The sequence below is a fragment of the Sulfurospirillum sp. genome (genome assembly GCF_036802865.1).
GTDB lineage: Bacteria > Campylobacterota > Campylobacteria > Campylobacterales > Sulfurospirillaceae > Sulfurospirillum.
Window position 1 is genome coordinate 124,987 of the sequence record NZ_DAIRVK010000006.1, and the last position, 23,482, is coordinate 148,468.

The following is a 23,482-nucleotide window of genomic DNA, read 5'->3' on the forward strand; positions in this document are numbered from 1 at the left end:
ATTTATGCATAAAACACGCCTGATTCACCAAACGCCCAAGCGGTTGCGTTATGTGAGCAATGCCCTAAAAAAGGTCAATGCGCATAGTCTCGCAGTTGATCTTAAAAAAATTAAAGGCGTAAACGAGGTTCGCATTAACCCTAAAATTGGCTCTGTCGTTTTTGAAGGAGACCAATTAGACGCAAACGTTCTTTTAGAGCATTTGCAAACGCTTGATATCTCAAAGTATCAGATTTGCGATACCTCTATTAATGCGTGTTTTAATGACCACGATGAAAAGCCAAGTATAAAAGGCATGGTGCGTTCGGGTCTTGCGCTGGTATTTCAGCCATTTATTCCTCAGCCCAATGTTAAACTGGCTATCAGTACACTTGCAAGTTTACCCCTTTTAAAAGAGGGAATGGTGGAGCTTTTTAGCGAAGGTTTAACCTCTAAAGTCCTTGAAGCGATGGCAGTGGGTGTCTCCTTAGCACGTAGAGATTACAGTGCGGCGAACAGTACCAATGTAATGCTTGAAATCGGCGAATACATCGAAGAGACAACGGTGCATAAAAGTGATGATCTCATCAAAGAACTCGCTAAACCCAATGTTGAAGAGGCATGGATCGAAGTTGAAGAGCATGGTAAACGAACCGAAAGACGCATCAGCACCTCAGAGGTGAAAGTCGGTGATATCGTCATTGTCGGCGCTGGCGATACAATACCTATTGATGGGCACATCATCGATGGAACGGCGTCCATTAACCAAGTGTCGATGACCGGTGAAGCGGAGCCTGTGAAAAAAGAGCGCGGTGGACGTGTTATATCGGGCACGATTGTCGAAGCGGGGCGCATTCGCATCTGGGCGGAGCAGGTTGGAGATGACACGGCGACGCAACGCATTAGACACTACATCAAAAGTTCACTGGATGAAAAGTCCGCTATTGGTCTTAAAGCAACCCATTTAGCCGATAAACTCGTTCCTGTGACGTTAGGCATGGCTGGACTTTCGTACCTGATGCGTCGTGATATGGCAAGTGTGGCAGCGGTACTGCAAGCAGACTACTCATGTGCGTTAAAGCTCGCTACGCCAGTTGCATTTAAAAACTCACTCTCTATTGCTGGGCACCATGGCATTCTAATCAAGGGGGCGAAAGCTTTGGAAGCACTTTCTCATGTCGATACGTTTATTTTTGATAAAACGGGCACACTTACCCATGGCGAGCTTGAAGTGGTAGAGATTTGCTCATTTGATGCCGCATGGAGCGAAGATGCCATTTTAAATCTCACGGCAAGTGCGGAAGAGCACTACTTTCATCCCGTCGCTGAAGCCGTTGTGAAAGCCGCTAAAGAGCGCGGTTTCGTCCACATGCACCATGAAGAAGTTGAGTTTATCGTAGCGCATGGGGTTCGCACACAGGTCAACGGGAAAGAAGCGATTATAGGCAGTCGCCACTTTTTAGAAGAGGATGAGCAGGTCTCCTTTCGTGAGCATGAAGCCAAGATAGAGGCATGTTTGGAAAATGGCAAGATTTTGCTCTACATCGCATATGACAACAAGCTTTTAGGCACCATAGGCATGATGGATCGTGTACGTGAAAATGCCAAAGAAGCGCTTATGAAACTAAGACAGTTAGGGGCTAAAGAGATCGTCATGCTCACAGGTGATGTGGAAGACAAAGCACAAGCTTTAGCCCAAGAACTGGGTATAGACACGGTATATGCAAGGCTTTTACCGACCGATAAATCGAGCATCGTCCAAGCGCTCAAAGAGAGTGGTAAACATGTTGCCTTTGTCGGCGATGGTATTAATGACGCACCGGCTCTCATGAACGCCAATGTCGGCATCAGTATGTACAAAGGTGCGGATATCGCAAAAGCAACGGCAGACATTAGTTTGCTCAAAGATGACATTGAAGCGGTTGTGGAAGCGAAAACACTTGCCAATAAAACAATGGCGCGCATCAACAGTAACTTTAATGCAACCGTGGGCATTAACAGTTGTATCTTAATCGGTGCGGCTGTTGGCTTACTTAGTCCCGTGAAAACGGCCTTTTTGCACAATGGCACTACAATTGGATTATTACTCAATTCCATGCAAAAAATTCGTATCGAAAAAAGCTAAGCTGAGTCTTAGGGGAGAGGTTTTATAATTATGATAACTTATATCATAAAGGATATTTATGCCTCTTCTCTTTCCCCTTGGAATTGCCGCGGTCTTAACCTTGGCGTTAACGTATGAGACAGGAAAAAATGCAAAACGAAAATTTGATAAAAAAAGAGCTAAAGCTACCAAGCTTTAAATCATGGGATTTAGAGACAAAAAAAGAGGCTGCTAAGATTGGTATGACTGCGTCGATGGCGATTGTGGTAGGCACTTCGTTTGGAATGAAGTCTAAGATCATGAAAAACCTTCACATTGGTGCTGGTGTAGCGCTTGTTGGTTTTTCACTGTGGCATCATATGCTCTATCAGCCTTCTAAAAAAAGAAGTGCAAAAATGGCACAAGAGGCTATGGTTGAAAGCGAAGTGACACCACCTTCTAAGCCAAAACGAACACGTAAAACAAAACCAAAAGAGGCTTAAGCCCTCTTTTGGTTTTTGTATTGAATCGTTTCACAAATCAGTGCTATCGTGTTATCAATTCCTATTTTTGAAGTGTTGAGACAAAGATCGTACTGCAACGCATCACTCCATGGTGTTCCTATTAAAAGCTGGTGATAACGCGCTCGTTCACCATCGCTTTGTTCCATCATAATTGCAGCTTCTTTTTTTGAAGTATGGTAAAGTTCTTGAATACGTTTTTGACGAAAATCACCATCAGCATGTAAAAAAATGCTCAAATGATTTGGATACTCGCGTAAAATGTGTGAACCACATCGTCCAATAATGATTGCCGACTTCTCTTGTGCAATACCTTGAATGATTTTTGTTTCGACTTTGAAAATTGCCTCTTCCGATGGGACAAAGAGTTGTGGTGGAAGATAGACATCGGGACTGCAAATGGTTGATTGGAAGATGGATTGCCAAAAAGAGGGCGTCTTTTCATCAATTGATTCTAAATCCTCTTCAAGAAGCGAAAACTCTTTGGCCACTTGAGCGATAATTTCACGATCAACATAGCCGATGTTAAGTTGTTTAGCCAATTTTTGTCCAATATATGCGCCACCGCTTCCAATTTGGCGACTAATCGTGATAATAGTATGTGAAGGCTCTTTCATCTGTAATATCTCCTAAAAAGAATAAATTCTATTGCTAAGTATACTCCTGTGTTACCTATAAATTAAATAAGAAAAGACTATATTGTTTATAGAATCACTCTTTTTTCCGATATATCGAACAAGGCTAAAAATTCGATAGAATAGAGCATTAAAGAGAAATTATACGTTTGGTATGGAATGAATATAGAGTATTGTCATCACATGAAAGGGCATCTTTGAAACTGATATGTTTACGATTTATGATTGTCATGTTTCTTGCATCGCTTGTAAATGCGAGCACTTTGAGTATTGATGCTCAAACGCCTTTTTACGATCTTCTTCCACACAGTGAAATTTACATCGATAAGACACGCTCTATAACCATTGCTGATTTTGAAAAAAATGCGATTACATTGAGCCAAAATGAGAAAAAACTTTTAGGGTTTGGCTATGCGCCTGATTTTGATGTTTGGGTAAAATTTACACTGACAAATACAACAGATGTGCTTCTTGAAAAAATTCTTGAGTATGACAACACCATCACTTCTCAAATAGAATTTTTTGATCCATCTTTGTCAACACCTCTCAAAGAGGGACTTTTTTACATGGACAATGAGCGTAAAACGATCAATCCTATTTTTAAGATTTCTCTCTTGCCACATACATCGCACACTTTTTATCTGAAAGTGCACTCTTATATTACAACGCTTATTGTGAAATTGAATCTATGGGAGAGTGAACGTTTTTATGAAAAAGAGATTATCCATCAACTCTGCTTAGCACTCTTTTTTGGAGCCATCAGCATTCTTGCGATTTACAATCTTTCTCTTTTCTTTTTTACCAAAGACATGAGCTATTTCTACTATGTACTGTATATTGTGGGTGTTATGGTACATCATGGCATTTATGTGGGAATTGCCAATATTTATCTTTTAAATCAAGAGTGGGTTATACGCCTCATTGGGTTATCGCCTTTTATTGTCGCCTTCCCAATAGTTGCATTAGCCTTTTTTTCGCGCTCTTTTTTACGCATCAAACAGTATCCATTGCTGAACAAAATACTCAACATCTATCTCATTGTCTTTTCACTTTTCCTCTTTACCATTTTACTGACCAATGCGTTACATCCGTATCGCAATCTCTTTTTTATCTCTCTTTTGGTCTATCTTTTCATCGTAGCCATTTATGCGGCTTTGAAGAAAAATAGACAAGCCTATTTTATTCTCTTTGGGTGGGTTACGATTTTAATAGCATTTTTCTTTATGTTTCTCTCCAGTGCAGGTATTTTTAATATTTATGAGCATGTGCGTTACTTTGTTGAACTCTGCATTGTCTTAGAAGCACTTATCTTTTCCATTGCCTTAGCCGATCGCATTAAACAGCTTCAAAAAGATAAAGAGATCGCCAATGAAACACTGATTCATCAGCAAAAAAATGAGCAACAACGCCTCGAGCTTAAAGTCATTGAAAAAACGAAAAACCTCAATGTTGCGCTTGATGAAAAAGAGTTACTGCTTAAAGAGCTCAACCATAGAGTAAAGAACAATATGCAGATGATTGTCTCGCTTGTACGCTTGCAAAAAGACGAAATAAGCGATGAAAAATTGCAAGATATTTTACAAACGGTGTACAACAGAATCAATGCCATGAGCCATCTGCACGATCTTTTATACAAACAAGAGACCATTTTACATGTAAATACCTACGACTATTTTTCGCTTTTGATGGAAGAGTTAGAAGAGAGCTATGAAAAAGATGTCGCCATTCATTTTGATATTAAAACCGATCTTAAAATTGATCAAGCAATGTATTGCGGATTGATTTTAAACGAGCTCATGACCAATGCTTTTAAGTACGCTTTCCCCAATGGGAAGGGGAGTATTCATATTCTTTTGAATCAAGTCAAAGAGCGGTACCATTTATGCGTATATGATGATGGCATAGGATACAATCAAAATCAGACGTTTCATTCACTAGGATTGGTTTTAGTTGAAACGCTTGCACTCCAGCAACTCAAAGGGGAGATGCGTGTCGATTCGAGTCAAGGTGTTCACGTCGAAATTACATGGAGTGTGCATGATTAAAACAAAATTGTTGATTGTTGAAGATGAATCTATCGTTGCACTGGATATTAAAAATGCTCTGGTAAAATTGGGGCATGAAGTAATCGCGTGCGTTACCAATGCGGACGATGCAATAGCTTGCATTAAGAACAATAGACCCGATATTATCATCATGGATATACACTTAAACCATAGCAAAGATGGTATCGAAACGGCTGAAGAGATTCAAAGAATCGCGCATATTCCTATCATCTATCTCACCGCGTTTGCCGATGATGAAACCATTAGTAGAGCGGTTAAAACCAATCCCATTGGCTATTTGATTAAGCCTTTTAAACGCGAAGAGTTGAAATCAACCATATTGCTAGGCTTGCATAAAAAAACTATGGCAGAGGGCACGGTTGTAGATGCTTACCTCACTCCTTTGGGAAGTAATTACAGTTATGATCTTCACGGTGAGCAACTATTTTACAACACTATTCCCATTAAACTCAGTATAAACGAGAATTTACTCTTAAAAATCTTGATTGAAGCCAAAGGGAAAGTCATCTCATTTACAGAATTAGAATACTTCATTTGGCCCAATAGTCCTATTAGCCGAAGTACCCTTCGAACGCTTATTTACAGAACCAGAGCCAAATTAGAATACAAAATCATTGAGACAATTCCCTTTGTGGGGTGTAAACTCACCCCTGTTAGTTAGGTTATCTTAAAAAGCATTTTTTGAAAAAGTTAGACACGTCTCTAATGTCCCATGAAAGTACTAAAATAGCTTTATCGAGGTTTCCATAAGCATCTAACTCTTTTTCGATGTTCATACCACCAAATTTAGCATACAAATTATAATGGTCGCTGGTGATGGCGGCTAAAATGAGATTGACCTTTTCGGGATTTTGGAGTGTAAGCTCATAGATGCCCTTGTAAAAGTTCTTAAACTCTAACCCTAATCCTTTACCATCTTGTTTCACCACTTGCCTCGATAACTCCACCAGCTTATGCTCTCTTAAATAGTCCAATGAAACATTTTTTTCAGTGGGGAGAAACTGTTTTTCATCAAAAATAAGCCGAATGGAACCCGTTATTTCTTGCTCACTTTGGTAGTAAAAAATAGCAGAGTGTGTATCGTAGGTATCAAAATTAAGCCCTTCAATTTCATCTTTAAATTCGCGTTGATACCCTTTTGTCGCATAGACCTCACTGCGTAGGGTAAAAACTTTAATGAGCTCCTCTGCTGTGGTGGTGAGTTTGAGCATTTTATGGTCACAATCCCATGACAACTTTTTATTAAAGGCGATGCTCTCTTCAAGGATTTCTTCTAAAAAAAGCCTTTTTTGAAAAAGTCCTAATGCCATCTCTTGCGTAAGTTCCAAAGGCTCATTAGTGCGTAGATCGGCACCTTTTTGCACTAACGCTTTAAGCTGCGTTAATGCACCATTTTTGTTGATGTAAACCATGTTCGCTCCTTTAAAGTTGGGATATAACAATCCTACAAGAAGCGTGTCACAGTTAACGTCACCAAAAATAAAAGTTGTGACGCAAACTGTGACGCGTATGGTTTATAATTTTTACAGTGTATGAGAAAAAGCATATACATGTAAGGATCTGAGCTATTTTAAAATTGTTGGAATTTATTACATTATCACAAGGAGTTAGAATGAGTCTTTTGGTTAAGAGGTCAATGTTAGAGACAATGCAAGATGTCATAGATATGCTACCACCGAGCGTTATTAAAGAGACTATTGCAACGACGATGTCCAGCAAAAAAGAGAGTTTCGCCAAAATAGAAGCGATTTTCAAAAAGGTATGCTCTAAAAAATACCCCAATAAAACACTGAGTTCTTTTCTAAATGGTTGGAAAGCGACTCATTTAAAGATGCTCCCTATTTATGGGCTTTCTTGCAGACTTAATACTTTGGGTTTTGAGTGTAAAAATCCTGCACAAAAGATGGATTATTTAGAAGCTTCAGCGTTTAATTCGAGTACAAGCCATGAAGATTTAGGGCTTGGATTTGATGCGATTTCACATGGCAGATTGTACGATGAGTTTGCCTATGCTATGCTCAAAAATGATGAGTGGAAACTAAGTTGCTATGATACCAAAGAGGCAAATGCTTTTTCGTCATGGGTTTATCGCAGTATGCTTTTAAATACGATTCCTTATGCCTTATGTATCAATATGGTCTCTGAGTTTTACAATCATGCTGAGTATGCGTACAGTTACCAAACATTCAAATACAGTATGGAGAACTTTTACCACTTGGAGGGGAATGCACTGGAAGATGCCATACGTTATATTGATGTGCATAACGAGTATGAAACAGAAATTCATCACTTCTTAGCCGTACTCAATTCCATCCAAAAATACGAAGAGGCTTCGGGTGAGAAAATAACCAAAGAGTTGATCACTGAGGTTATTGATACCTATATTGATCTCATTTTAGTTGCTTTTGAAGCCATATCAAAAAAATTTGGTAAAGATTGATAGCGATGAGTACTTTAATGTCTCAATGCCCAACTTTAGCGTTTAATACAACATTATTCAATAATTCAGAAGATATTATGAGCTATTTAGATGTTTATATAGATAGCCTCTATGACGATGCTGTGCTGATGAAACAGGCAAATCAAGACCTTGCCGATCAATGTTTTAGCTCAGGGTTACTCACGTATATTCCCTTAGGAGGCGGAAGCGATAGGCATCTGCTTCTTTTGGGAGGCATGGGCCCATTGGCTGGTGCATTTGGTATGAAAGCGTGTTTGTCTTTTTTAGAAGATGAGTATTCTGTTACACTTTTTCAAGCGTGTTTTGTTCCTAAACGCGATTCTGATCTTGATATTGTAATGAGTCTGTATGCAGCACTCGAACACGCTATTCCTCAGTGTCCATCGCATAAAAGTATTGACTTGATTGTTTTGTGCAACAGTGCACATCCTTATATGGAAAGGGTGCTAAAACATTTCTACCAACACAGTGTCCATAAAGATCGAACCATACGGTTTCATTCATTCAAAAAATCTGTTGAAAAAAGAAGTAGTGCGTTTGGAAAGCTTAAGTGCATTGCTCTGCAAACTAATTTTGCCGCTTCCGTAGGTGTCTATGGAGACAGCGATCATATTTACTCCATGGATAAAATCCCAGATCTATCGGCGTATCAAAAGAATTTAGCATTAGCGATTGAAGGTGTAAAAAGCTTTGACAAACATGCAACGCTGCTTAATGCCATTAAGGTTTTTCAAGCTTTAAAAGATTATGGGGCAAAAAGATTGCTCTTGGGATGTACGGAGCTTCCCATTATTGTGGAGGCCCTTAAAAAAGAGGCTCCACATGATATTCAAGAGTATCTCTTAGGTGTTACACTGTTTGACCCTTTGATTCTTACGCTTCAAGAATTTACACAAGCAAGGATGTAGATGCACTCAATCATTGATTATGTACAAAAGTGGGCGCAACAGTCGCCCGATGCGTTTTTTATAACAGAAGATGCTCAACAGTGGACGTTCCACTCTTTTTACATGGATATTCAAAAGTTAGGAACATTTTTAAGCGCAAAAGGAATCCAAAAAGGTGACCATGTGCTGGTGCATTTGGAGCAAAAAAGTCAGCATCTCTTAGCATACATGGCACTTTTAAATATGGGCGCAATTTGTGTGCATATATATCCTGAGCGGGAAAATGAGTACATTATTTTTGCCGCGAAACATTGCAATGCCAAAGCCATTATCAGTACTACTTTTAAAGAGTATTTAGACGGTTGTGTGATTATCAATCAACTAGAGTACCAAGACTGCAAACCTTTACATGTAAAGAGCGATGATAGGTCTGAGGTTGCTTACATCATGTTCACCAGTGGTACAACATCGACCCCAAAAGCGGTGCAAACAACCCAAGCGAACATTCTTTTTGTAACGCAAACACTTATCGATGTTGCGCAGATGCGAGAACAAAAGGAGAAAGAGGTCATCTTTATGCCTTTAGGCTCCACAGGAGGGTTGGGGCATTTTCACGCATGCTTGATGTTGGGTAACTCCATACATCTTTTGCCAGGGTTTTATGCGCAAATGAACGATGAGAGTTTTGAGCTATTATTTGATGTCATTGAGCGTGAAAATATTACAGGTGTCTTGCTTACTCCTGGCATTATCATGAAAATTTTAAAAGAGTATAAAACGAGATTTGCTGTCGTTGGGCAAAATCTTCGCTACATCCTTGCCAATGTAACACCGATGCGAAGAGAGGTTATCATGGAGCTTTTAGACCTGCTTCCTCATCTTCGTTTTGGTACCTATTATGGCTCAACCGAAGCGAGTCGTTGCATTGTCAATGTATGCAGGCACAATGTGGGGTATGAGCATTTAACAGGTAGCCCCGCTCGTGGCGTTGCGATTAAAATTGACAATCCCAATCTGCATGGTGAAGGTGAAATTCTCATCAAAGGGCCTAATGTGATGAAGGGGTACCTTGGACGAGGTGATGATGGCTTTAGTGATGGGTGGTTCCGAAGTGGCGATGTAGGAAAAGTGCATGAGAATGGTTTGATTCAAGTTCTTGGGCGCATCAAAGATACCATTAGCATTGATGGTCTAAAAATTTTCCCAACCGAACTGGAAAACATTGTTCTCTCACACGCTGGCATCAAAGATGTAGGAGTATGTTCTTTGAGTGATGAAATGTCTTACCATCAAATTGGGCTTGTAGTGGTACCCCATACAACATCCGATAAAAAGCAGTTAACCCAAGAGATATACCATCTGCTCAAAATCAAATACAAAGTCGATGAAACGCCCTTGTACAGTTACAAAATACCCAAAAAAATCTATTTTGAAGAGAAAATCCCACGAACAGACTTGGGTAAAGTCAAACGCGATGATTTAGCCAAGCTTTTAGACAAAAATAACAAACCCTATTTCATAACATTGGAAGAGTAATGCAAAACGAATATAAAGCTTTTTACCATAACCATTTTACGCAAGCACGCTATAAACAGTATCAAAAAGATTTTCAAGAACAATCGGGGAAATTATATACCCTCTCAACAGCGCCTTATTTTTTAAAGTCTCGCATAGCCTCAAAGATCAAAGAGACGATCTTGCCCACACTCATCAAGCTTTTAAGCTCCAAAGAGTATCAAGAGAGTGTTTATGCGCGAGGGTGGTTTTTACCTAAAGTTGAGGTGTCTAAAGAAGATTTTGTGGGGTGTGCAGACTTTCACATCCATGGAGATGAAGTTAGGTTGATCGAATTGAACTTCTTTTTACCAGGGCACATAGGTTTTGTTGAGCTTTTTCCTAAGCTTTTTTCTAAAAACTTTGACTACCCTTTTGAAATTTTTGCCGATGGCTTTGAGCAGAAGTTAGCCAACTTTCTCAAACAAAGATTTGCAGGTACTAAAATTGCCTTGGCGGTCAACCATCTAGGCTTAAGTGTTCACTACTTTGAGCACTATAAGTATCTTGAAAAGAGTTTGAACAAGCATGGCATAGACGCCAAAGTGGTGTATGCCAAAGATGCGGGTATCTCTTCCTCGAACAAACCCATGTGGGACAATGAAGAATTTGATGGTGTCTTTAACATCGTCATACCACGCATTTGGGAACATAACAGCGATGTCTTTGTGAATTACACGAAGCTTTATGCAAAGGCATCCGATCTCTTTTTCCCCAATCCTTGGTGCTGGACGATCGGCGATAAACGCTTTTTGACATTACTTTCAAACCTCAAAGCGGGCGATTTTGGATTAGACGCTCAGGATGTTGAAATTTTAAAAAGCATTACCCTCAAAACTCGGTTAATGAGTGAGTTTAAAAGCATTCAAGAGATATGCGACGCCTTCAAAGATGAAAAGCATTTGGTACTCAAACCGATTGACAATTTTCATACGCAAGGCGTTTACATTCAGCCCTCACTGGAAATAATGGAAGAAGTTTTTTGCAAAGATGCTAGCAGGTATGTCGTGCAAGAGCTTTTTAATGCAGAAGAATTTTACTATGAAGATGAAAATGCAACGCCTATTCGCCCTTGGAGAGCACAACTCAGAACAGAATTTTTTGATGGCGAGTTTTCCAATTTTAGAGCCTACGGTTACAGTGACCCCTTTGGTCTAAGCCCGATGATGCCCGTTGTGGTTAAAGATGCCTAAGCGTTTTTTAAAAACGGAGCCTTTCTATTTTAGCAAAAAATACGCAGCGCAGTATGGATGTGACCTTGCCATCCCCAGTTGGTCAGCACTAGGAACGATGGTCGTTTACACACGGTTGATCGAAGCTTTTTCGCTCCGCATTGGAAGGCCTCTTAAGATTTTAACGGCGCCTCATTATTATACAGAGGAGAGCATCGCTTTAAATGAACGGCACTATCCCATTTTGGATGAAAATCCTTATATTAAAGAGATCGTGAACGCGGATGCGATTGACCTGAAAATCATGCGACATATCGCAAGAGAGATCGATAACTTTCCCCAACTTGGTCACATTACAGAAAACATCTGCGCTTCTTGGGGTTTGAACCCTCGAAAATTACACGGCGATTTGTACCTCACCAAAGAAGAAAAACAGACGGCACTTGAGATGTTAAGCCATTTGCCTCGTCCCTTGGTAGCACTTTGCCCTTATGGAAATTCTGCTCCTTTAAAAGAGAGCAATTGGTATCTCAATAAATGGTTGCAACTTATCGAAAAGCTTAAGAATCATGTGAGTTTTTTTCAAGTAGGCCATGATAAATTTAACCACAAAGCATTGCCCCTTTTCACACCCGAACATACAACTGTGAGAGAGATGATGGCACTCATCTGGGCATGCGATGTGTACGTTGGGTTCGATACGGGTCCATCGCATATTGCCGCAGCTTTTGAAAAGCCTACGATGGTCATTTGGGATGCCGTGAGAAAAGCAAAACTGGAAGAAGCAAAAGAGCGTGGATACTCCCTCGCAACACTTGGACGCTGGACGTATCCGCACACAAAAAATATAACGCTATTGGGCGAGCGAGAAGACGAAGGTGTTGACTGGATCGTTGATTTTATTGTAACGGAATGTGCAAAGTTTGATCGAAAGAAAATAGGGTAAGCGATGGGAGTATAAGTTAGACAATGCTTTACATGTAAAGATCAAAGAGGAGCAAATATGGCAAAAAGTTAAAAGTTTAACCCTGACTCCTTTTCTTAATAAATTTTGTACAATATATAAAATCTAAATTTTTAGGCATAGTATGGCACAAAAAACAATTTTTACTGTTGGTTTTCAACTACCAACAAAAGATATTTTTCAATATAAAGGCTTTCATTCTAATACATCATTACTAGATGCAGATATTATTTTATTTGAGCCAAAATTAGTTTATCAAACAGATTATATAACAGGGGGGTCAATATAATGGTAAACCAAATTTGTCAGATGAGAGTTCTGTACAATGTATAGCTTCTATAAAGCACTGGTATACAGAAATAAAATCTTCTTTTGAAAATGGCAAAACAGTTTTTATATTTATAAATACTCCAGAAAATGTGTTTGTAAATACTCACTATAGTCTTTCTGGAACAGGGAGAAGTCAAAAATCAACTAGACATGTGAATGAAATAAATAGTTTTGAAATGTTGCCAGTCAATTTTAAAGATAAAAAAATTGCTAAAGGTCAAAATGTAAAACTTACCCAAGATGGTGATTTTTTAAAATCATATTGGGAAACTGTAAAAAAATTCTGTGATTATGATCTTTATTTTGAACATGAAACTGCAAAACCACTTATAATTACAAAAAGTGGTAATAAAACCGTTGGAGCAATAATAACTAATAAAAATGGCGGAGTGATATTACTATTACCACCAATAAAATTACCAGATGACTTTACTGGGCTACATTCTGATGGAAAAACTCCTATATGGACTTCAAAAGCCATTCAATTTGGTAAATCACTTTTGAATCAAATTGTTGCTATTGATAAATCATTAAAATCATCTAGTGAAAATACTCCGCCACCTGATTGGATAAATGAAGCCCAATTTCAACTATCCATAGAGCAAAAATATTTAGATGAAATTGTAAAACTTGAAGAACAAATTGTAAATATCCAATCACAAATTGAAAAAAATAGAGTAGCGCTAGAAAAAAATTTATTGTCTAAAAAATTATTATATGAAAACGGAAAACCTTTAGAATACGCCATCATAGATGCTTTGCAAATTATAGGATTTAAAGCTGAAAATTATGATGATGGAAAATCTGAATTTGATATTATCTTTGAATCAGAAGAAGGAAGATTTATTGGTGAGGCTGAGGGCAAGGATAACTCAGCAATAGCAATAACAAAATTTAGACAACTTGAATCAAATATTTTAGATGACTTTGAAAGAGATGAAATCAAAGAACATGCAAAAGGTGTTTTATTTGGAAATCCTTTCAGACTAACGCATCCAAATGAGAGAAAAGAATTTTTTACGCAAAAAGCTATAGATTCTGCAAAACGAAGTGATATTGTACTTGTTAATACACATGAACTTTTTGAAGTTGTAAAGTATTTAAAAAATACAAATGATAAACAATATGCAAAAAAAATCAGAGAATGCTTTAAAAATATTAAAGGTGAAATTATAAAATTTCCACAGAGATAAACTTTTAACTTTTACATGTAAACCTTTTAAGCCACAAAAGCTTTACATGTAAAGCTTAGCAAAACTCCAAAAAATAACTATTAACCTTTTAATTCTGTGACGCGAATTGTGACGCGGGTGTATTAGAATTTAAAGTATGGGGATCATCTCAAGAAGCAAAAAGATTGAGTTGGGGAAATTTTGTGAGTGGATGAGGATTTGTTAAAGGTTTGGGAAGTGGCTTGGAAGCCCTAAAATACGTGGTGGAGTGTAGGGGGATCGAACCCCTGACCTCAACGCTGCCAGCGTTGCGCTCTCCCAGCTGAGCTAACACCCCATTTGAAGAAGAAGTATTTTACCAAGAGAAACTTAAAGATTGGCTCTTATGCGGCATAGTTTCTTTGCTTTTCTGCTTTAATGATCGCATAGGCTTCTTGAATTTGCTGAAATTTTGTTATAGAATTTTTGAGAGTATTTTCGTCTTTGGATGCGATGCTATCAGGATGAAACGTCTTTGCGAGGGTAAGGTATTTTTGGCGAATGCTCTCTAAGCTTTCTGTTTCATGGGCATTGAGTAAACGATAGGGATTAGAACCTATTGTTGGGATGTGACGTATAGGCTGTTTGAGCTTTTTTTTCACTAACTTGATAGGTTTGTGAGAAGCCAAGAGAAGCTTTTGCAAAAAAGCTACGTTATGGGTTTTAGATGTAAAAGCACACGTGTGGTATAAAGATTTTAAAAAAGCTTTGCGTGTTTGAGTGTATTCGGGTAGATTAAAGTTAATGAGCATTTCATTGACCCAAAAAGAACGACCTACTAAATGGGTTAATACATGCTTTACATGTGTATAGTGTGATGAGTTTTCTGCAACATAAATGGTAATACAATCAGGTGTGAGATGCAGTTTCATAGTTACTCCTTTGCTTGAAGTATAAAAGCAAAATCAATTCCTTATCGCAAAAGCCTTTTTTTCGTCATTGTTAACACATTTTTAATATTTTTTAAGTTATATTTGCAGGAGTGACATTTTAAATAATTTTAAAATATTTTAAAGCCTTGAAGATTGAAAGGAGATGACGTGAGTAAACGAGTGATTTTAGTGGACGATTCTAAAACAATTCTCGCAACAGCGCAAATGGCGTTGGAGGAGATGGTCAATAAAGGGATCATCCAGTTTGCTACTTATCTTAATCCCGCAGAGTTACGCGATGCCCTTTTAAGTGGAAGTGAAGATTATGATTTACTCATCAGCGATATTAATATGGCTCAAATGAGTGGTTTAGAACTTGCCGAAGAACTTAAAACCCATGAAAAATTTAAAAACAGACCTATTTTAATTCTCACAACAGAGAGTTCACCTGAGATGAAAGCACGCGGCAAAGCCATCGGTGTTACGGGATGGATGGTAAAACCTTTTAGCGATGACAAACTTGTCAAAGCAATTAACATGGTATTGGGGTTATAAAAATGGAACCAACCAAACGAACGGAGCGGACGAGTAATCGTTTCTTGACTTTCTATTTAGAAGATGAAGTGTATGGGGTGCATATCTCTGATGTAAAAGAGATCATCGCAATGATGAAAACCACACCTGTCCCCAAAACACCTAAGTTTATTCAAGGTGTAATGAATTTAAGAGGCAATATTATTCCCGTGGTAGATATGCGTCTTAAATTTGACATGCCTTCTATTCCTCCACATATGTACACTGCTATTGTGATTATCAAATTAGAAGAGAAACTCATTGGTTTTATCGTTGATAAAGTGGAAGAAGTCATTAATGTAGATGATGAACATTTGAGCCTTCCTCCTGAATTTGGCGGGCATATCGATACTAAATTTATTAAAAGTATGGCGCAGTATAAACAAAAAGTCGTGATGATATTAGATCTTCTCGCTCTTTTTGGTGAAGAAGAGTTAAATATGGTACAAAATCTCAGTAAAACAGTTAGTGATAAAGCAAAGGAGAAGTGATGAAAAACGCAACATTAGGGGTTAGGATCTCATTAGGATTTGGTTTTTTAATAGTCATTGTTTTAGTGATTGGACTTACAGGTATTATCAACATGCGCACAGCTTCTTCCGCCGCGGGTCGTTTATCACAGATTTATGTTCCTGAAGTCAGTATTGCCAATGATATTTTACAAAACGTCAGTGCAGGACGTTACAACATTCAAGCTTTTTCAGACCTTGATGATGAAGTATCTTTGGTAAAAGCAAAGAAAAATTTTACAGAGTTGCAAGCTAATTTGCTCAAAGCAGAAGAGTTGGGTAAAAAATACAATCTTAAAAAACTTTTAGATCAAGAAAAACTTGCGGCTAAATCATTGGTTGAGTATATGGCTTCCGTTGAGCGTAGTGAAAAAACCCTTGCGAAAAAGAAAACCCTTGATGCTGCAACAGTGAGCAATGCAGGTATTTTTCTTAAAAGTACTGATGAATACCGTACATCGCAAGAAGAACAATTTGCTAAAGAAATGAATGAGAGAGTTGCTCCAGCCGTCTTAAAACAACGTTATGAAAAACTGGAAAAATTGGGAGATATTTTAGATATTGCCACGTATTCTAGAGTTTATGGACAACGTGCTCAAGTGTTGCGTGACCCCGCTTTGCTAGATGGCGCTATTCAAAAGTTTGATACTATTTACAAGCATATTAGCGCACTTAAAGCTCAAACTACAGATAGCGTCAATTTGGGCTATTTAGGTGCTATGGAAGCTTCTGTTAAAGTCTATGAGACTTCGCTCAAAGGTTTTGTAAGTGTCATGCAAGAGACCAGTGATGAACAAAAAGTTCGTGCTAAAATTGGAACAGAGTTGAATGCTGCTATTGATGCGATCATTGATGAAGGTTTTAGTACCATCACAGATATTGCCAATGAATCAAGCAGTACACTGGATAACGCTTCATGGATTATGATTATGGGTGTTATTGTAGGCTTGATTATCAGTGTACTTCTTGCGATCTTTTTAATTAGAAGTATTGTGAAAGTCGTGGTTGATTCTGTGAAATCACTCTCTGAGGGAACAGCACAAGTGGTGAGTGCAAGTGAGCAGATCAGCTCAGCTTCTGTTTCATTGGCAGAAGGTGCAAGTAGCCAAGCCAGCAGTGTTGAAGAAGTAAGTGCAACCATAGAGCAAGCAACAGCAAGTAACAATCAAAATGCGGATAACAGCCGTGAAGCCAACCTTTTAGCACAACACTCCAATGATGCGGCTCGTCAGGGCAATCAACAAGTTGCCGACCTTATGGTCGCGATGGAGAAGATTACCGATTCTTCTCAAAAAATTGCAAAAATTATTAAAACTATTGATGAAATTGCATTTCAAACTAACCTTCTAGCCCTTAATGCAGCGGTAGAAGCGGCACGTGCAGGTGAGCATGGTCTTGGATTTGCCGTCGTTGCGGAAGAGGTTAAGAATCTTGCAGAGCGTAGTGCGGGAGCTGCTAAAGAGATTACCAGTATTATTGAAGCAAGCATTGACCAAGTGAAAACGGGAACGGAAGTCGCAAATCGCACCAAAGCGTCATTTGCTGAAATTTTGTCGGGTGTGAAAAAGACTTCAGATCTTATTGGCGAGATTGCTATTTCTGCAAAAGAGCAAGCAGAGGGAATGAATCAAATCGCTACAGCGATGGGATCAGTCGATCAAATTACACAACAAAATGCTTCAGCTTCAGAAGAGACAGCTGCAGCTGCAGAAGAGCTCAATGCACAGGCTCTTTCAATGCTTGAGAGTGTTGCCGAGATCGCAGCGCTTGCAGGTTTTGATATGGGTAAAGAGAGTGCTAAAGCAGCATCCGCGAAGCGTGTTTCAAGCTCTAGTTTAAGTATGCCACCGAAACGTTTGAGCATGGCTCCGAAGAAAAATAAGCCTACATTTTCATCATCAGCATCAAACAAACGCAGTAATGAAGAGGTATTCCCTTTAGACGAAGATGATTTAAAAGAGTTTTAATTTTACATGTAAAGCGTAGCGTGAAATATCTTTAATCTTCTTACACAACAAGAAGAGAAGCACCAAAAGTGCGTGGGCTTTCTGCTAAAGATTGCCTAGTGTTAACGTAGGTTTCGAAGCTTTGCTTTGAAAACGTGTTAAGAGTTCTTTCGGAACTCTTTCTAAATAAGGGTGTACGATGTATATAGATGGCGATGTGCTAGAACTCGATATTGAGATGGATTTAGAAGAGGTGAAAACGCTTCAAGAATTTATTAAAGATCGTTTGGATTATATTGAGGAGATTGTTTTGCTACGCTCAAAAGATGGAACACCCTCAACTTCTGCACTTTTTTCGCTACTGTTTTGGGTTAAACGCAAAAAACCTGCCATCAAGATCGATTTTATAGAGTCGATGGAACTCAATTTAGAGTCTTATGGCATGATGAATTGGATAGCACATGAGTAGAGAAAAACTAAGACAGATTTTTATCGAAGAGGCGAATGAGATCATCGAAAAGATGGATGTCGATATTTTAAACTACGAGGAATCTCCTAGCAACAAAGCGCTTCTCAATGAGATTTTTAGAGGTGTACATACGCTTAAAGGCAGTGCTAATGCCTTTAATTTTTCACACCTTGGTGAGTTTGTTCATCATTTTGAAGACGTGCTCGATTATTTTAGAAACAGTGATGTGATTCCAAGCAGTACAGATGTTGATCTTTTCTTGGAGAGTGTCAATGTTATTAAAGAGACACTCTGTCTTGAAGTGGAAGAGCAATCTGAACTCCCTTTGGAGTACGCACCATGTTTGGCAAAAATTCAAAAGATTCTTTTGCATCTAAACGATACACAAGAACCTGAGAACAACTCAAACAATGATCTCAGTATAGAGTTTGGCAACGATACATTTTTTCAAGCACCTACAATATGTCCAACAGAAGCGTTGTTAAATAAGTTGCAGGCAAATGAAGTCCTTTATAAAATTATTTTGAAGTTAGATGAAGATATTTATCTGCGTGGATTTGACCACTTTTTATTTTTCAAAAATCTTTCCCATGAAGGAAGAATCTTAACTTCATGTTGGAGCATTCCTGAGCATTTGGATGAAGAACTATTTGATGTAGAACGCAATGCCATCAAAGAGGTGAGCCTTTATGTTGCCAGCGAAAAAGATGTGGACAGTATTGCGGATGTTTTTGCTTTTTTAGATGAAGAAGAGTTTTCCATTGAAGAGCTCAAAGCAAAACCTCGTGAAGTGCTCAGCGCTGTTGAAGTGCCTAAGAGTGAACAGCCCGAAGAGAAAGAAGAGCCTAAAAAAAGCACGATTGTTTCTAAAAACTTTCTCAAAATTGACGCACTAAAGCTTGATGAGCTTTTTGATTCTATTGGGGAGCTTGTCATTGCGCAGAATTATTTGGGAGAAAATACCAAAATAAAAGCGATTCAAGATGCGGAAGTCACCAAGACGATTGAGAATCTCTCTAAGATTACGCGATTGATTCAAAACCGTGTGATGTCTTTGCGGATGATTCCGATTCGTGACACCTTTGATAAAATGAAACGCGTGGTGAGGGACTCTTCAAAAAAGGTCAATAAACCGATTCATTTAATGTTGGATGGTGAAGAGACAGAGATCGATAAAACGATGGTTGAAGCACTCTCTGATCCATTGGTTCACATCATTCGCAATGCCATTGATCATGGTATTGAAGCAAGCCCTGAAGAGCGCCTCAAAGCGGGTAAAAGTGAAGAAGGCATTGTGACGCTTAAAGCGTATCACCGTGGTGGTAATATTATCATTGAAGTAAGAGACGATGGACGTGGCATCAACAAAGCTAAGGTCTACCAAAAAGCCCTTGAAAAAGGGATTATTACAAAAGATGAAGAGCTGAGCGAAGCCCAAATTTATGGGCTTATTATGCAACCTGGTTTTTCTACCGCTGATGTCATCAGTGATATTTCAGGACGTGGTGTTGGTCTTGATGTTGTTAAAACAGCCATTGAAGCCGTTCGTGGTAAAATTGATATTAACTCAGAAGAGGGCAGGGGAACAACATTTTGCATAGTATTGCCTCTGACATTAGCGATTATCGACGGCATGATCGTTCGTTCCAACGAGAAGATTTTTATCATCCCGACCCTTTGCATTACCGAGTCTTTTAGACCACAGCAGGAAAATGTCCACAGCGCAGGAGGCAAAGAAGAGTTTGTACAACTACGCTCGGATCTTTTACCGATTGTTCGCTTAAGTCGTGTACTTGAATTGGATGACAATGCTCCCTCTCCTTGGGAATCCACATTGGTTTGCATTGAAAACGTTAGAGGTAAATTTGCACTTTTGGTTGATGAATTGGTTGGTAGACAGCAAGTGGTTATTAAGACACTGGGCGGATTTTTGGCCAAAACAGAAGGCGTGAGTGGTGGCGCGGTAATGGGCAATGGTGAAATCGCCTTGATTCTCAATGTAGAAGAGTTGTACTGATGGAACGGCTTGTTTTAAAACGTAAAGAATTTACGCTTTTACAAGCTTTTATTTATCAGCATATTGGCATTTCTTTGGGAGATCACAAGATCTATCTGGTTCAAGCAAGGCTTGCAAAACGTGTTACTCAATTAGGACTTGAGAGTTTTGGAGAGTATTATGACTACTTGGTCGCAGATAAAAGAGGGGTGGAACTTGAGTATCTCTCTTCTTTAATCTCAACCAATGTCACCTCTTTTTTTAGAGAACAAAAACAGTGGGAGTTTTTAAAATCCCATCTTTCTTCTATTTTGGCGCATACGAAAGGACGGCTTCGTATTTGGTCTGCGGCATGTTCTACAGGAGAAGAGCCTTACAGCCTTGCTATGTTTTTAGCCGAGCATATACCCAATTTTACTCAATACGATATAAAGATTTTAGCAACAGATGTTTCACCCAAAGTGCTTAAAACTGCACTCTCAGGCATTTACACACACAAAGCATGTATGTCTTTAGATGAGAAGTATTTACGCAAATATTTTTCACCTGTTAGGGTTGAAAATGAAGCGTGTTACCGCATTAACGATATGCTGAAAAAACAGATTATTTTTAGGGAATTTAACCTTGTGACAGGAAATTATGGTTTGTTTGCTCAAAAAGAGTTTGACATCATTTTTTGCCGCAACGTGATGATTTATTTTGATAAGCCAACGCAATCTACGTTAGTTGAGCGTTTCCATACGATGTTATCGAAAGAAGGATATTTGTTTATCGGAAGTTCTGAAGCCCTTACCGATATGAAAAGAGAGTTTAAACCCAGAAGTGCTTCAATTTATCAAAAGGTATAACATGAGCCAAAAAAGAAATTTTGATGATATCAGTGATGCAGTTTTACTCGAAGAGGTCAAGCGAAGATTTGACCAGAAAAACACCACACTGGACGAGATGGCATTTTTGACCAAAAAGCTTTATGTTCTTAATGAAAAAATGAAAGAGCATGACTCCATTAAAGGAGAGTTCCTTTCCTTGATTAAAAATGTTTTTAACAATCCACTCAGCTCGCTTTTGAACCTCTCTTCAATGATGCGTAAAAATGTAGATTCTCCCAAAACGCAGACAATGAAACAACTTTTGGATATGGAATTGCGTAAGCTTAATTTTCAGCTTAATAACATTTTTACGGCTGCTGAAATTGAAGCAGGCGAGATTGCAAACTATTGGAGTGAGATTGATTTGCGTCTTTTAATTGAAGAAATTAAAGAGTCATTTGATTATCTCATTGAGGAAAAAGCGCTTCATTTTGAAGTCAATGTGAGCTTGGATCGTTTAATTGTCAGTGATTCCAAAAAGCTACATACTATCTTTTCCAACTTGATTTCCAATGCATGTGAGTACTCTTTTCCTAACACGAAAGTAAGTATCGTAGCATCAATAGATAATAATGAATCATTGTGCATCAGCGTGAGTAATGTGGGTGATGTGATTGAAAAAGAGTACAAAAAAGAGATTTTTAGCCGCTTTAAAAAAGTGGGAGTGCGCGAGAGTAAAGCCAGAACCTCTGTGGATGGTTTGGGTTTAGGACTCAGCATTGTAAGTTCTCTTGCTGAGTCTTTGGATGGATCGGTTGATTATATTTCATCGCAAAACGAGACAACGTTTACGGTTTGTATGAAACTTCAGGATCAGGGAAAGGCAGAAGCCCTGATGAGTGAAAGTGCCAATGAGTTTATGTTTGATGACACACAAGAGATGAAAGAGTTTTGATGTTGCCCCGTAAATTTATCCATGTGGGTGAAATTTTTGTTGGCATCAAACCAACTGAAATTGTCACTGTGCTTGGCTCATGCGTGGGAGTTTGTCTATACGACAAAGTTGAACTCATCGGTGGGATGAACCATTATCTGCTTCCTTTATGGAATGGCAATGGATTGGAAAGCCCAAAATACGGCAATGTTGCGATTCCAAAACTGATTGAGAACATGGAGAATATTGGGTGTTTAAGGCGCAATATGGAAGCAAAAATTTTTGGAGGTGCAAATATTCATCGCGCTAATTCAGAAGGACAACTGATTGGACAAAAAAATATTTTGATTGCTAAAGAGGTGTTAAGGGAGTGGGGTATACCCATTAAAGCAGAAGATACTGGAGGCAATAATGGCAGACGTATTATGATGATCAGTGATGTAAACCGTATCATTCTTAAATACGTCCAAAATGAGATCATGGAATGATTCGTGTTCTGATTGTGGACGATAGCGCCACAGCAAGGCACATCCTTCGTGAAATTTTAGAGAGCGACCCGCGGATGCAGGTTGTTGGCTTAGCGGCAGATGCATACATCGCACGGGATATGATAGTGGAGTTAAAGCCTGATGTCATCTGCTTGGATGTTGAGATGCCACGTATGGATGGTGTTACCTTCTTACAAAAGCTGATGATGCACTATCCGACACCTGTGGTCATGGTCTCTTCTTTGACACGGAACAGTGCAAAGACAACGCTGGATGCTCTTGAATCAGGCGCTGTAGACTATGTGTCAAAACCACATTCGCATATATACGATGGTAAAGATGAGATCAAAGAGGAGTTGATTCAAAAGGTGGCAAATGCTTCTTTGGCAAAGGTTCAAAAGAAGATTCCACAGCAAAAGAATAGAACCAATTTTTCAAGCCTTGCAGAGACAACCCATAAAGTGATTGCTATTGGTGCGAGTACAGGAGGCACTGAAGCACTGAAGGTTGTGCTTGGAGGACTTCCTAAAAATGCTCCAGCGGTGCTTGTCGTCCAACATATGCCGCAAAGTTTTCTTGAACCGTTTGCGTTGAGACTCAATCAGTTATGCTCTATGGATGTTAAAATGGCGCGTAATGGTGAGTTTTTGCAAAAGGGAACCGTGTATATCGCACAAGGTAGCAAACATATGGTGCTGAGGCGCTCGGGAGCTAGCTATTTTATAGAAATTGGATTAGGGCAGAAAGTGAGTGGACACTGCCCCAGTGTGGATGTACTGTTTAACTCTGTGGCAAAAGTTGCAGGAAGTAATGCGGTTGGAGCAATTTTAACAGGGATGGGAAGTGATGGCGCCAAAGGCTTAATGCATATGCATGAAGCAGGTGCTAAGACCATCGCTCAGTCTGAAGAGAGTTGCGTGGTATTTGGTATGCCTAAAGAGGCAATCCGATTAGGTGGTGTTGACACTACATTACCACTGGGTGAGATCGCACAGACAATTGTAAAGATGTTATCTTAAGGAG

Annotated in this window: 23 protein-coding genes and 1 tRNA gene; 20 read left to right on the forward strand and 4 right to left on the reverse strand. The window is 38.9% G+C overall.

All coding sequences use genetic code 11. The features are described from left to right. The first annotated feature begins 4 nt into the window (after positions 1-4). Together V7Q04_RS12510 and V7Q04_RS12515 are read left to right on the forward strand one after the other, a co-directional pair. Complete coding sequence (locus V7Q04_RS12510; protein ID WP_333805521.1) at positions 5-2,104, forward strand: heavy metal translocating P-type ATPase; 2,100 nt, start codon at positions 5-7, stop codon at positions 2,102-2,104. A gap of 128 nt (positions 2,105-2,232) precedes the next feature. Beyond that, positions 2,233-2,565 carry a hypothetical protein gene (locus V7Q04_RS12515; RefSeq protein WP_333805522.1) on the forward strand — a complete coding sequence of 111 codons (333 nt, stop codon included), beginning with the start codon at positions 2,233-2,235 and terminating at the stop codon, positions 2,563-2,565. Here the strand turns inward: V7Q04_RS12515 and V7Q04_RS12520 are convergent. Further along, positions 2,562-3,200: a cytidylate kinase-like family protein gene (locus V7Q04_RS12520; protein ID WP_333805523.1), complete on the reverse strand. Its 639-nt coding sequence runs from the start codon at positions 3,198-3,200 to the stop codon at positions 2,562-2,564. The genes V7Q04_RS12515 and V7Q04_RS12520 overlap by 4 nt on opposite strands. Positions 3,201-3,415: 215 nt before the next feature. Between V7Q04_RS12520 and V7Q04_RS12525 the strand changes: the two genes are divergently transcribed. Together V7Q04_RS12525 and V7Q04_RS12530 are read left to right on the forward strand one after the other, a co-directional pair. Beyond that, positions 3,416-5,263, forward strand: coding sequence for a 7TM diverse intracellular signaling domain-containing protein (locus V7Q04_RS12525; RefSeq protein ID WP_333805524.1), 1,848 nt, complete (start codon positions 3,416-3,418; stop codon positions 5,261-5,263). Beyond that, on the forward strand, positions 5,256-5,945 hold the full coding sequence (locus V7Q04_RS12530) for a response regulator (protein ID WP_333805525.1): 690 nt from the start codon (positions 5,256-5,258) through the stop codon (positions 5,943-5,945). The genes V7Q04_RS12525 and V7Q04_RS12530 overlap by 8 nt, the downstream gene beginning before the upstream one ends. Position 5,946: 1 nt before the next feature. Here the strand turns inward: V7Q04_RS12530 and V7Q04_RS12535 are convergent, their stop codons facing one another. Next, the gene (locus tag V7Q04_RS12535; RefSeq protein ID WP_333805526.1) at positions 5,947-6,696 is read right to left on the reverse strand and encodes an N-acyl amino acid synthase FeeM domain-containing protein; all 750 of its coding nucleotides are present in this window, start codon (positions 6,694-6,696) and stop codon (positions 5,947-5,949) included. Positions 6,697-6,896: 200 nt separating this feature from the next. Here V7Q04_RS12535 and V7Q04_RS12540 point away from each other — a divergent pair, with 200 nt between their 5' ends. From V7Q04_RS12540 to V7Q04_RS12570, 7 genes are all read left to right on the forward strand, one after another. Then, positions 6,897-7,724, forward strand: coding sequence for a hypothetical protein (locus V7Q04_RS12540; protein ID WP_333805527.1), 828 nt, complete (start codon positions 6,897-6,899; stop codon positions 7,722-7,724). A 5-nt stretch (positions 7,725-7,729) separates the two neighbouring features. Next, positions 7,730-8,653, forward strand: coding sequence for an aspartate/glutamate racemase family protein (locus tag V7Q04_RS12545; protein ID WP_333805528.1), 924 nt, complete (start codon positions 7,730-7,732; stop codon positions 8,651-8,653). After that, positions 8,654-10,168: a class I adenylate-forming enzyme family protein gene (locus V7Q04_RS12550; protein WP_333805529.1), complete on the forward strand. Its 1,515-nt coding sequence runs from the start codon at positions 8,654-8,656 to the stop codon at positions 10,166-10,168. Next, a complete protein-coding gene (locus V7Q04_RS12555) occupies positions 10,168-11,379 on the forward strand; it encodes a hypothetical protein (protein WP_333805530.1) in 1,212 nt (403 codons plus the stop codon). Before V7Q04_RS12550 ends, V7Q04_RS12555 begins: the two co-directional genes overlap by 1 nt. Continuing rightward, positions 11,372-12,304 carry a glycosyltransferase family 9 protein gene (locus V7Q04_RS12560; RefSeq protein WP_333805531.1) on the forward strand — a complete coding sequence of 311 codons (933 nt, stop codon included), beginning with the start codon at positions 11,372-11,374 and terminating at the stop codon, positions 12,302-12,304. Before V7Q04_RS12555 ends, V7Q04_RS12560 begins: the two co-directional genes overlap by 8 nt. Positions 12,305-12,446: 142 nt before the next feature. Continuing rightward, entirely contained in the window at positions 12,447-12,611 is a 165-nt protein-coding gene (locus tag V7Q04_RS12565) for a hypothetical protein (protein WP_333805532.1), read from the forward strand. Between the two features lie 13 nt (positions 12,612-12,624). Beyond that, on the forward strand, positions 12,625-13,845 hold the full coding sequence (locus tag V7Q04_RS12570) for a coiled-coil domain-containing protein (protein WP_333805533.1): 1,221 nt from the start codon (positions 12,625-12,627) through the stop codon (positions 13,843-13,845). A 240-nt stretch (positions 13,846-14,085) separates the two neighbouring features. On the opposite strand, the gene V7Q04_RS12575 is transcribed toward V7Q04_RS12570, so the two are convergent. Then, positions 14,086-14,161, reverse strand: a tRNA-Ala gene (locus V7Q04_RS12575). 46 nt (positions 14,162-14,207) lie between these two features. Next, the gene (locus V7Q04_RS12580) at positions 14,208-14,735 is read right to left on the reverse strand and encodes a J domain-containing protein (protein WP_333805534.1); all 528 of its coding nucleotides are present in this window, start codon (positions 14,733-14,735) and stop codon (positions 14,208-14,210) included. A 168-nt stretch (positions 14,736-14,903) separates the two neighbouring features. Between V7Q04_RS12580 and V7Q04_RS12585 the strand changes: the two genes are divergently transcribed. The 9 genes from V7Q04_RS12585 (at position 14,904) to V7Q04_RS12625 (ending at position 23,478) form a co-directional block, all read left to right on the forward strand. Next, a complete protein-coding gene (locus V7Q04_RS12585) occupies positions 14,904-15,290 on the forward strand; it encodes a response regulator (protein ID WP_333805536.1) in 387 nt (128 codons plus the stop codon). 2 nt (positions 15,291-15,292) lie between these two features. Continuing rightward, positions 15,293-15,799: a chemotaxis protein CheW gene (locus V7Q04_RS12590; RefSeq protein ID WP_333805538.1), complete on the forward strand. Its 507-nt coding sequence runs from the start codon at positions 15,293-15,295 to the stop codon at positions 15,797-15,799. Next, a complete protein-coding gene (locus V7Q04_RS12595; protein ID WP_333805539.1) occupies positions 15,799-17,784 on the forward strand; it encodes a methyl-accepting chemotaxis protein in 1,986 nt (661 codons plus the stop codon). Before V7Q04_RS12590 ends, V7Q04_RS12595 begins: the two co-directional genes overlap by 1 nt. A 178-nt stretch (positions 17,785-17,962) precedes the next feature. Further along, complete coding sequence (locus V7Q04_RS12600; RefSeq protein ID WP_333805540.1) at positions 17,963-18,232, forward strand: hypothetical protein; 270 nt, start codon at positions 17,963-17,965, stop codon at positions 18,230-18,232. Beyond that, on the forward strand, positions 18,225-20,249 hold the full coding sequence (locus V7Q04_RS12605) for a chemotaxis protein CheA (RefSeq protein ID WP_333805541.1): 2,025 nt from the start codon (positions 18,225-18,227) through the stop codon (positions 20,247-20,249). Before V7Q04_RS12600 ends, V7Q04_RS12605 begins: the two co-directional genes overlap by 8 nt. Then, positions 20,249-21,076: a CheR family methyltransferase gene (locus V7Q04_RS12610; RefSeq protein ID WP_333805542.1), complete on the forward strand. Its 828-nt coding sequence runs from the start codon at positions 20,249-20,251 to the stop codon at positions 21,074-21,076. Before V7Q04_RS12605 ends, V7Q04_RS12610 begins: the two co-directional genes overlap by 1 nt. A 1-nt stretch (position 21,077) precedes the next feature. After that, on the forward strand, positions 21,078-21,992 hold the full coding sequence (locus V7Q04_RS12615) for a sensor histidine kinase (protein WP_333805543.1): 915 nt from the start codon (positions 21,078-21,080) through the stop codon (positions 21,990-21,992). Then, positions 21,992-22,459 (forward strand): chemotaxis protein CheD, encoded by a 468-nt coding sequence (locus tag V7Q04_RS12620; protein WP_333805544.1) that lies wholly within the window; start codon positions 21,992-21,994, stop codon positions 22,457-22,459. The genes V7Q04_RS12615 and V7Q04_RS12620 overlap by 1 nt, the downstream gene beginning before the upstream one ends. Beyond that, positions 22,456-23,478 carry a protein-glutamate methylesterase/protein-glutamine glutaminase gene (locus V7Q04_RS12625; RefSeq protein WP_333805545.1) on the forward strand — a complete coding sequence of 341 codons (1,023 nt, stop codon included), beginning with the start codon at positions 22,456-22,458 and terminating at the stop codon, positions 23,476-23,478. Before V7Q04_RS12620 ends, V7Q04_RS12625 begins: the two co-directional genes overlap by 4 nt. The last annotated feature ends 4 nt before the right edge of the window (positions 23,479-23,482 follow it).

Coding starts and splice junctions, on each gene's coding strand:
- V7Q04_RS12510 (WP_333805521.1), top strand. CDS start 5: ATGCATAAAACACGCCTGATTCACCAAACGCCCAAGCGGTTGCGTTAT.
- V7Q04_RS12580 (WP_333805534.1), bottom strand. CDS start 14,735: ATGAAACTGCATCTCACACCTGATTGTATTACCATTTATGTTGCAGAA.
- V7Q04_RS12610 (WP_333805542.1), top strand. CDS start 20,249: ATGGAACGGCTTGTTTTAAAACGTAAAGAATTTACGCTTTTACAAGCT.
- V7Q04_RS12535 (WP_333805526.1), bottom strand. CDS start 6,696: ATGGTTTACATCAACAAAAATGGTGCATTAACGCAGCTTAAAGCGTTA.
- V7Q04_RS12545 (WP_333805528.1), top strand. CDS start 7,730: ATGAGTACTTTAATGTCTCAATGCCCAACTTTAGCGTTTAATACAACA.
- V7Q04_RS12520 (WP_333805523.1), bottom strand. CDS start 3,200: ATGAAAGAGCCTTCACATACTATTATCACGATTAGTCGCCAAATTGGA.
- V7Q04_RS12550 (WP_333805529.1), top strand. CDS start 8,654: ATGCACTCAATCATTGATTATGTACAAAAGTGGGCGCAACAGTCGCCC.
- V7Q04_RS12555 (WP_333805530.1), top strand. CDS start 10,168: ATGCAAAACGAATATAAAGCTTTTTACCATAACCATTTTACGCAAGCA.
- V7Q04_RS12515 (WP_333805522.1), top strand. CDS start 2,233: ATGCAAAACGAAAATTTGATAAAAAAAGAGCTAAAGCTACCAAGCTTT.
- V7Q04_RS12600 (WP_333805540.1), top strand. CDS start 17,963: ATGTATATAGATGGCGATGTGCTAGAACTCGATATTGAGATGGATTTA.
- V7Q04_RS12615 (WP_333805543.1), top strand. CDS start 21,078: ATGAGCCAAAAAAGAAATTTTGATGATATCAGTGATGCAGTTTTACTC.
- V7Q04_RS12595 (WP_333805539.1), top strand. CDS start 15,799: ATGAAAAACGCAACATTAGGGGTTAGGATCTCATTAGGATTTGGTTTT.
- V7Q04_RS12565 (WP_333805532.1), top strand. CDS start 12,447: ATGGCACAAAAAACAATTTTTACTGTTGGTTTTCAACTACCAACAAAA.
- V7Q04_RS12625 (WP_333805545.1), top strand. CDS start 22,456: ATGATTCGTGTTCTGATTGTGGACGATAGCGCCACAGCAAGGCACATC.
- V7Q04_RS12560 (WP_333805531.1), top strand. CDS start 11,372: ATGCCTAAGCGTTTTTTAAAAACGGAGCCTTTCTATTTTAGCAAAAAA.
- V7Q04_RS12605 (WP_333805541.1), top strand. CDS start 18,225: ATGAGTAGAGAAAAACTAAGACAGATTTTTATCGAAGAGGCGAATGAG.
- V7Q04_RS12620 (WP_333805544.1), top strand. CDS start 21,992: ATGTTGCCCCGTAAATTTATCCATGTGGGTGAAATTTTTGTTGGCATC.
- V7Q04_RS12530 (WP_333805525.1), top strand. CDS start 5,256: ATGATTAAAACAAAATTGTTGATTGTTGAAGATGAATCTATCGTTGCA.
- V7Q04_RS12590 (WP_333805538.1), top strand. CDS start 15,293: ATGGAACCAACCAAACGAACGGAGCGGACGAGTAATCGTTTCTTGACT.
- V7Q04_RS12540 (WP_333805527.1), top strand. CDS start 6,897: ATGAGTCTTTTGGTTAAGAGGTCAATGTTAGAGACAATGCAAGATGTC.